This is a genomic window from Agathobaculum sp., from assembly GCF_050946325.1.
In the GTDB taxonomy this organism is placed as follows: Bacteria; Bacillota; Clostridia; order Oscillospirales; family Butyricicoccaceae; genus Agathobaculum.
Genome location: NZ_JBMNUP010000079.1, coordinates 1 through 8291 on the forward strand (window position 1 = coordinate 1; position 8291 = coordinate 8291).

Sequence of the window (8291 nt, forward strand, 5' to 3'; positions counted from 1 at the left end):
GCGCTCTTCATTGGTCATGCCGGCAAAATCGTACGGATGCACGGATTCATGCAGGCGGTCCTCTCCGTCATTTTCAATCACGATGGACAGAACCTTGCTGCCGTTCGGATGCAGGCGGGGCTCCACAGCCTTCACCTTGCCGGACACCGTTGCATGCACGGGCGCGCTGACAAAGCCGCCGGCTTCCGCAATGGGCTGTCCCAGATCCACGGTATCGCCGGCCTTAACGATCGGCTTTGCCGGGGCGCCGATATGCATGGAGACCGGCAGGATAACCTCATCGGGCAGTGCCAGCTTCTCGATCGGCTTGGTGTTTGTCGCGGCCTTGTAACCCGGGTCTGCGTGGGTGCCGGGGTGAATGCCGCCACGGAACGAATACACCATGTTTTTCACCTCTCTATTATTTTGCGCAAGAAGAGCCGCACTGTGTGCGGTTCCATCTTCTAATGAAATTGGCAGGCCGTGCGTATGCACAGCCTTACAAGTTAGATTATACTGTTTCTACCGCCCAATAAGCAACCCCAAAACGCAAAAAATTTATCTATTTTCAAAAAAATTTCTTTTCTTTTTCCAAAGCCGGTTGTGCGCATCTCCATTTTGTCGACAAAATTATCATTTTGAACATCACTCCACAAAAGGAAAAGCGGACTGCTCCAGCAGTCCGCTTCCATCGTTTTCCGGTTATACCGCAACGCGCCTGGCCAGAAACTGCGCGGCCGTCTGGCACAGTTTGGCCTCCACCTCGCCGGTCCGCGCGTTCTCATCCTCACTGACGAAAGCGACGCAGCCCGTCACATCGCCCTCTGTAATGATGGGCACGGCCACAAGCACGCTATAGATATCCTGTGCAGATACCATAACATCGGGCGCATCTCCCTGGCCGCGTTCATACGGAACGCGCTGCTCCATCAATGTTTCCAGCTCATTCGAAATGTTTTTCTCCAAAATATCCTTTTTCGCGCCGCCCGCCGCGGCGATCACCGCGTCACGGTCGCAGATGGCGCAGCTCAGCCCCGCCGTGCGCGCGAGCGCCTCGGCCAGTTCGGCCGCCACCGCGCCCAGTTCCCCCATCGGGGAATATTTTTTGAAAATCACTTCACCGTCTCGGTCCGTAAATATCTCCAGCGGGTCGCCCTCGCGGATACGCAGGGTGCGGCGGATCTCCTTCGGAATCACAACACGCCCCAAATCGTCAATGCGGCGCACAATGCCGGTTGCCTTCATTATACGATTCCCTCCCATACGAAATTTCTGGTTATGGAGGTAGTATGACTTTGCGCCGGTTAATTATGTAGCCGCAGCGCTGGCAATTTTTTCACCTGCCGCCGTTTGCCGCACCTGCTGCAAAGCAATCGCGCATCACGCGGCCGTGCAGATAGTCGGCAAACCGCCGGTAGTCCTGCTCGGTCAGCGCCTGCGGCCACGACAAAACGACCAGCGCATGTCCCGCATAGCCCGCGTTATAGGGCGGATGCACATGCGCAAACCGGTTGACCGCAAACCCCGCCCGCTCGTAAAAGCCCTTGCGCCGCACGGAAAGCGCGTCTTCCGGCGGGTCGATCTCCAAAATCACGGTTTTGCCTTTGCGGAACAGACAGTCCAGCGCGCGGCGGCCGCAGCCCTGTCCGCGCACTTCCGGCACCGTGCAGAAGTGCTCCACATAGAGGAAATCCTCGGTTTCCCAGTAAAGGATCTCGCCCGCCCAGCGTCCTTCCTCCCAAATCAGGTCAAAATGATAATCGGGCAGCGCCATACAGCGCCGTTGGGATGCCGGCTCCCGCTGCTCATACACCGGAAAGCTGTTCCCGTACAGCGCCATCGCGCGGGCGAACAGCTCGCTCCGGTCATCGGTCAGGCGGCTCAACTCCATCATGGCATGTTCTCTCCTTTTATCCGCATACGGTCACACGGCCGCCGGTCACGATGGCGCGCGGCGCGCCGGTCAGCGGCATGCCGGTAAACGGTGTGTTCGCCGCCTTGGAGTGGTAGGACGTATACACCTTTTCGCCCGTCCAGTCGAGCAGCACCAGCCGTGCAAAATGCCCCGGAACGACCGCGCGGCCGGTCAGCCCGTAAATCTCTGCCGGCGCCTGGCTCATCCGCCGGATGAGCTGCATGGGGGGCAGGCGGCCGGTCTGCACCAGCGCCGTGTTGCAAACCGAAAACGCCGTTTCCAGTCCGGTAATGCCCGAAGGCGCTTTGGCAAATTCCCGCGCCTTTTCCTCCGCCGTGTGCGGCGCATGGTCGGTGGCGATCATGTCGATCGTGCCGTCCGCCAGCGCCTCAATCAGCGCCTGCCGGTCGGCTTCGGTGCGCAGCGGCGGATTCATGCGCGCATAGGTGCCGTGGCGCAGCACATCGTCCTCGGTCAGCGCCAGATGGTGCGGCGTAACCTCCGCATAGATCTGCGCGCCGAGCTGCTTGCCCGCCCGAATGAGCGCCGCCGACTGCGCCGCGCTGACATGCTGGAACAGCACCCGCGCCCCGGTATCCAGCGCCAGCGCGATATCGCGCGCGATCATCGCGGTCTCCGCGCTTACCATCGCGCCCGGCACGCCGAGCGCCTGCGCCGCCGCCGAGCCGTAATTCACGCCCGGCGAGGGGACGAGCGACGGCTCCTCCTCATGGAAGGAAAGCAGCATCCCCTGCGCCGCGGCCTGCTCCATTGCCGTGCGGCACAGCCCCGCGTTTGTCAGGTTGATGCCGTCGTCGGTCAGGCAGGGCGCTCCCGCTGCCCGCAGCGCGGCAAAATCGGTCAAACGCTCCCCTTTCAGTCCGTATGTCACTGCGCCGGCCTGCAATACCTCCACCGGACAGTCCTTCGCTTTTTCGGTCACATAGGCGATGGTCTCCGGCGTATCACAGGTGGGCAGCGTATTCGCCATGCAGATGACCGTGGCGTAGCCGCCGTTTGCCGCCGCCGCCGCGCCGGTCAGCACATCCTCCTTCTGTGTCTGGCCAGGGTCGCGGAAATGCACATGCCCGTCCACAAAGCCGGGCGAAACCGTCAGCCCTGCCGCATCGTATACCGTGCAGCCTGCGGGCGCCTCAATCCGCGCCGCAACCTGCTCGATTACGCCGTCCTCTCCGATCAGCACATCGCGCGGCGCATCGGTGTTCGTATACGGGTCAAGCACCCGTCCATTCTGAATCAGCAGCATTTCCAGTCCTCCCGCCTTACATCTGATGGTCAAAGGTGACGATAGGGTTATACCTTTTGTCAATTTCCCTTAATTTATTGCGAATTGTAATCATCAAATTTCGTTTCGCGTCATTATCATAACCAAACGGCACGACGATATCAAAAATCAGGTTGATTTGGCGCTCGCCGTCCACCACGCGGAAATCGTGCATGGAAAAGGTCTCGTCGATGCTGCGCAGCACAGCGTCCACCTGCTCGCGCAGGGCGGCAACATGGGCGTTATCCACATCAATCGGGTCCATATGGATGACCAGATAAACGCCCGTGCGCTGCCAGACCCGCTTTTCCGCCTCGTCTATTACCTCATGCACGGCGACAAAATCCGCATTGGAAGGGACCTCGGCATGCAGCGAAGCCAGCGAGCGCCCGGCGCCATAATTATGCACAATCAAATCATGTACGCCAACAATATGGTCGGATTCCATAACGATCTTTTCAATGCTTTCGGCGATCTCCGGATCGGCCGCCTCGCCCAGCAGCGGTTCGACCGTATCCCGCGCAATGCCGATGCCGGCCCAGATGATAAACGCTGCAACCAGTACGCCCACATATCCGTCCACCGGCAGTGTGGTAAACCGGCCTGCAACCATGCCGAGCAACACAACGCCGGTTGTGATGACGTCGTTGCGGCTGTCCTGACCGGCCGCCATCAGCACAGGGGAATCAATCCGGCGGCCGATGTTGACATTGAACGCTCCCATCCATAATTTCACCAGCATAGACACTGCCAGAATGCCGAGCAGCACAGGCGAAAAGGCAACGGCTGCCGGATGAATGATGCGGTCCACCGATGTTTTGAAAAATTCAACGCCCACCAGCACAATAATAAAGGATACCACCAGACCCGCAATATACTCGGTGCGGCCATAACCAAAGGGGTGTTTTGCATCCGGCTCCTTGCCGGAAACCTTAAACCCCACAATGGAAATCAGGCAGGAAAGACCGTCCGACAGGTTGTTGAACGCATCGGCCGCAATCGAAATAGAGCCTGTCAGCAGTCCGATCACCAGTTTCAGAACAAACAGCAGCACATTGCATGCAATTCCCACTGCGCCCGACAGTACGCCATACCTTTCCCGCACGCGGTTGTTCCGCGGATCATCCGCATCATGGACAAAGGTACGAATCAAAAATTCAGTCATAATACGCCCCTCGAATACAAAATGTTATATATGCCAATAATGATTGCAATTTGCAATATCATAATTGCCGGAATACCAAGCATAAACCGGCGGTGCAGCGTTTTATGGCGGATGAGCAGCATCGTCAAATACACTCCCGGTCCGCCGCCCGCCAGCGCCCAGAAGAACAGCGTGCGCTCCGGCACCCGCCGCCAATCCCGCCGCGCCGCAAGTTTGTCATAAATACATACGGCTGCGCCCGCCGCGCTGACCGCGATAAAATAATACAATACGCCCCACACGGCAGAACGCCTCCTTCGCACAGGTATTTTTTATTTTAACATATACGCGCACCCTCGCCAAGCGAAAAGCGGAAAAATAGCTGGGGCTAACGGCAAACTGCATCTGCACCGCCAAACAGGCGCGGACAGCAGAACGGCAAAACGCCGCTGCGTCAAAAGCGCTTTTTTCGCATCGGATACATATATTATATATTCGTCAATCCGCGCCGCAATACGGCATATGCCGCACACGCGCCGCGCAGGCCCTCCCTTCCGCGGCACGTTCCCTCTTACCTCTCTTTCGCACGATCAAAAAGCGCCTGCGACCTCAGGTCGCAGGCGCTTTTTGGTGCCGCCAGCCGGAATCGAACCGGCACAGTATCGCTACCGGGGGATTTTAAGTCCCCTGCGTCTACCAGTTCCGCCATGGCGGCGTAGTTGTATTATAGCAGACGGAAAAGAGGCTGTCAAATCCTCCCCGAGCGCTTTGCGTTTTTGTTTTCCCCGCTGCCATGCGGCAGCGAAGCCCTTCAAACTTCACGCGGCGCAGCCGTGCGCGCAAGCACCCGTTCGATCTCCTCCCGCCCCGGCAGCCAGCCGCAGCAGGCCGCGGCCGTTCCGGCAGCCACGGCGGTACGAAGCGACTCCGCCGCATTCAGTCCCCGCGTCTGCGCATACAGCCAGCCCGCCGCCATCGAATCGCCCGCGCCGACAGTCTGCACCACCCTGCCTTCCGGCGCAGGCAAGTACAGCGGCGCATCGTCTGCGCGCACCAGCATTGCGCCCTCCGCGCCAAGCGACAGCAGCACGTCCTGCGCACCCGCCCGCTGAAGCCCGCGGACGCAGTCCGCCAGCTCGGAAAGGCGGCGCGGCGCGCCTGCCACCAGCTCATCAAGCTCTTCCCTGTTGGGTTTCATCATCGACGGCCCATACGGCAGCACATTCTTGAGCGCGTCGCCGGACGTATCGACCAGCGTCCTGACCCCGCGGGGCGCCACGCGCCGCAGCATCTGCGCATAAATATCTGCCGGTACGCCCGCCGGCACCGAACCGGACAGCACCAGCCAGTCGTCCGGTCCCAGCGCTTCCAAATCTTCCAGCAAACGGTCCAGCGCCTCGGCTGCAATCGCCGGTCCGGCTCCGTTGATCTCGGTCTGTTCGCGGGCGGAAATTTTCACGTTCAGACGGGTCATTCCCTCGCGCAGGCGGCAAAAATCATGCTCCACGCCCGTCTCCGCCAGCAGCGAGGCGAACAGCGCGCCCGTGCGCCCTGCGATAAACCCGAGCGCCCGCGTGGGTACGCCAAGCGCTGACAGCACAATCGACACATTGACCCCTTTGCCGCCCGGCCGCAGTGTTTCCCCGCAGGTGCGGTTCAGACTGCCCAGCCGCACCAGATCCGTCCTGACCAGATAGTCCAGCGACGGATTGAGCGTAACCGTATAAATCATGCCAGCGCCTCCCTTGTTCCCTCTTTTCATTATGATACCGCAATTATCCGCAGGAAGCAAAATTTTTTTATTTTCCGGCTTGACTTTGCCGCAGCGTCAACTGATATACTACGATCAGGGAGGCGAAAAACGATGGAATACAGCATTCACACACTGGCGGAACTGGCGGGGATCAGCGCGCGCACCCTGCGATATTACGACGAGATCGGGCTGCTTCGGCCGAGCGGCACGACCGCGGCCGGTTACCGCCTGTACGGCGAGCAGCAGGTTGACCTGCTGCAGCAAATCCTGTTCTACCGTGCGCTGCATGTGCCGCTGAAAGAAATCGCCCGCATCGTGCAGGCGGACGATTTCGACCGGCTGCGCGCACTGGAAGGCCATTTGTCGGCGCTGTACGCACAGCAGGCGCAGACCGCCGCCCTGATTGCAACCGTACAAAAAACCATCCGTTCTCTGAAAGGAGAGACCGCAATGAATGATATGGAAAAGTTTGAAGCGTTTAAGCACCGCATCGTGCAGCAAAACGAGCAGCGATACGGCGCCGAAGTGCGCGCAAAATACGGCGATGCGCAGGCTGACGCCGCCAACGCCAAACTGCTCGGCATGACGGAAGCGGACTACGAGCGTTTTGAGGCGCTGAAAGCCGAAGTGCAGCAGGCGCTGGAAACTGCCGTTCAGGCAGGCGACGACCCCGCAGGCCCTGCGGGCGAACGCATCGTTCGTCTGCACAAGACCTGGCTGGGCATGACGTGGAAAGCCTACACCGCCGAAGCGCACCGCGCATTGGCAGAGGGATATACGGCGGACGAGCGGTTTACCGCCTATTATGACCGCAATGTGCCGGGCTGCGCACAGTTCCTGTGCGACGCCGTGCAGCGCTGGGCCCAGTAAAAATACAAATGCCGAGGGACGTTTCCCCCGGCATTTCTCATATCCGCAGTCTTTTGCGGCGGAGCGGTCATCCGGCCGCTTCATCAGCCGTTTTCCGCCGGCTTTCGCTGGCGCAGGTACTGTTTGACCTCCTCCACAAACGCTTCTCCGTAACGGCGCGCCTTGGCCTCGCCCACGCCGCGCACGGCAAGCAGTTCAAACGCGGTAATCGGCTGCCGCGCCGCCATATCGGCCAGCGTGGCATTGGAAAAGATCACATAGGGCGGCACATGCGCTGCTTTTGCCAGTTCTGCGCGCAGCAGACGCAGACGGTCGAACAGTTCCTCATCCGCCCCAGACGCAGCCTCCCCCTGCCGCGCCGTTTTGGGCTTTTTCTCCCGCGGCAGACGCAGGCGCAGCTCCCCGCGTCCGCGCATCAGGGCGTTGCCGGCGGCGGTCAGAAACAGCGCGTGATAGCGGTCGGGGTCGCTTTGGAGCAGCCCGCGCTCGAGCAGCGCGTCGATCAGCTGCCGCACGCGCGCCGCCGTCACACCGGACATAATCCCATAGGTTGAAAGCGTATCCAGATGGAACTGCGCGATTTTTTCGCTTTTGCTGCCGGTCAGCACAGAGGCAACCATTATTTTGCCGAAATGCAGCCCGCGTTCCGCCAGGCGGTATACGCAGGACAGAATTTTCTGCGCGTCCACCGTCGCGTCAACTTCCTCAAAAGTCGTATCGCAGTTGCCGCAATGCCCGCAGAAAAGCGGCGCATCCTCTCCAAAATAGCGCAGGATGGTATGCCGCAGGCATTCGGTCGTGGTGACGTAGTGCGTCATGCGGCGCAGCCGCTCGCGGTCACGGTCAAGCAGCGCCTGGCGGGTCTGCGCATCCAGCGTCTCATCCGCCGCTTCCCGGCTGCGCTCAATCAGAAATTCCGCTGTGTGTACATCCTGTCCGCTGTACAGCAGGATGCAGTCTGCCGCTTCGCCGTCCCGTCCGGCGCGTCCGGCTTCCTGATAGTAGCTTTCCATATTCTTGGGCATATTATAATGGATGGCGAACGAGACGTTGGATTTGTCAATACCCATGCCGAACGCATTGGTCGCCACCATAACCGGTTTGACGTCGTACAGAAAATCCTCCTGATTGCGGCGGCGCTCTTCCGGCTCCAGTCCGGCATGATAGCGGGTGGCCGGAATGCCCTTGGCGCAAAGCATTTCACACACATCCTCCACCGTTTTCCGCGTGGCGCAGTAAACAATGCCGCTTCTGCCCATGCGCGCGGACAGCAGGCGCAGCAGCTCATTGGGTTTGGAGGACGGCCGCTCGACCGAAAAATACAGGTTGGGCCGGTCAAAGCCTG

Annotated in this window: 8 protein-coding genes, 1 tRNA gene and 1 pseudogene; 1 reads left to right on the plus strand and 9 read right to left on the minus strand. The window is 59.9% G+C overall.

Going from position 1 to position 8291, the window contains the following annotated elements:
- The 8 genes and pseudogenes from ACOYIE_RS07165 to pfkB form a co-directional block, all read right to left on the minus strand.
- Nucleotides 1–384, minus strand: a pseudogene (locus ACOYIE_RS07165) (electron transport complex subunit RsxC); the annotation flags it as partial.
- Nucleotides 385–681: 297 nt separating this feature from the next.
- The gene (locus ACOYIE_RS07170) at nucleotides 682–1224 is read right to left on the minus strand and encodes a stage V sporulation T C-terminal domain-containing protein (protein WP_433411816.1); all 543 of its coding nucleotides are present in this window, start codon (nucleotides 1222–1224) and stop codon (nucleotides 682–684) included.
- A gap of 91 nt (nucleotides 1225–1315) precedes the next feature.
- Nucleotides 1316–1873: a GNAT family N-acetyltransferase gene (locus ACOYIE_RS07175; RefSeq protein WP_433411818.1), complete on the minus strand. Its 558-nt coding sequence runs from the start codon at nucleotides 1871–1873 to the stop codon at nucleotides 1316–1318.
- Nucleotides 1874–1889: 16 nt separating this feature from the next.
- Nucleotides 1890–3161 carry a dihydroorotase gene (locus tag ACOYIE_RS07180; RefSeq protein WP_433411820.1) on the minus strand — a complete coding sequence of 424 codons (1272 nt, stop codon included), beginning with the start codon at nucleotides 3159–3161 and terminating at the stop codon, nucleotides 1890–1892.
- A 16-nt stretch (nucleotides 3162–3177) separates the two neighbouring features.
- Nucleotides 3178–4344 (minus strand): cation diffusion facilitator family transporter, encoded by a 1167-nt coding sequence (locus tag ACOYIE_RS07185; protein WP_433411822.1) that lies wholly within the window; start codon nucleotides 4342–4344, stop codon nucleotides 3178–3180.
- Complete coding sequence (locus ACOYIE_RS07190) at nucleotides 4341–4625, minus strand: DUF1294 domain-containing protein (RefSeq protein ID WP_433411824.1); 285 nt, start codon at nucleotides 4623–4625, stop codon at nucleotides 4341–4343. Before ACOYIE_RS07190 ends, ACOYIE_RS07185 begins: the two co-directional genes overlap by 4 nt.
- Nucleotides 4626–4951: 326 nt before the next feature.
- Nucleotides 4952–5038 (minus strand) — tRNA-Leu (locus ACOYIE_RS07195).
- Nucleotides 5039–5134: 96 nt separating this feature from the next.
- Nucleotides 5135–6055 (minus strand): 1-phosphofructokinase, encoded by a 921-nt coding sequence (pfkB, locus tag ACOYIE_RS07200; RefSeq protein ID WP_433411826.1) that lies wholly within the window; start codon nucleotides 6053–6055, stop codon nucleotides 5135–5137.
- A gap of 132 nt (nucleotides 6056–6187) precedes the next feature.
- Here pfkB and ACOYIE_RS07205 point away from each other — a divergent pair, with 132 nt between their 5' ends.
- Complete coding sequence (locus tag ACOYIE_RS07205) at nucleotides 6188–6946, plus strand: MerR family transcriptional regulator (protein WP_433411829.1); 759 nt, start codon at nucleotides 6188–6190, stop codon at nucleotides 6944–6946.
- A gap of 83 nt (nucleotides 6947–7029) precedes the next feature.
- Here the strand turns inward: ACOYIE_RS07205 and ACOYIE_RS07210 are convergent.
- Nucleotides 7030–8291, minus strand: a 1262-nt coding sequence (locus tag ACOYIE_RS07210; RefSeq protein WP_433411832.1) for an RQC domain-containing protein, incomplete at its 5' end; no start/stop codon positions are given.

Excerpts from the sequence above, each read along its gene's own strand:
- ACOYIE_RS07170 (WP_433411816.1), bottom strand. The coding sequence starts at position 1,224 with ATGAAGGCAACCGGCATTGTGCGCCGCATTGACGATTTGGGGCGTGTT.
- ACOYIE_RS07175 (WP_433411818.1), bottom strand. The coding sequence starts at position 1,873 with ATGATGGAGTTGAGCCGCCTGACCGATGACCGGAGCGAGCTGTTCGCC.
- ACOYIE_RS07180 (WP_433411820.1), bottom strand. The coding sequence starts at position 3,161 with ATGCTGCTGATTCAGAATGGACGGGTGCTTGACCCGTATACGAACACC.
- ACOYIE_RS07185 (WP_433411822.1), bottom strand. The coding sequence starts at position 4,344 with ATGACTGAATTTTTGATTCGTACCTTTGTCCATGATGCGGATGATCCG.
- pfkB (WP_433411826.1), bottom strand. The coding sequence starts at position 6,055 with ATGATTTATACGGTTACGCTCAATCCGTCGCTGGACTATCTGGTCAGG.
- ACOYIE_RS07205 (WP_433411829.1), top strand. The coding sequence starts at position 6,188 with ATGGAATACAGCATTCACACACTGGCGGAACTGGCGGGGATCAGCGCG.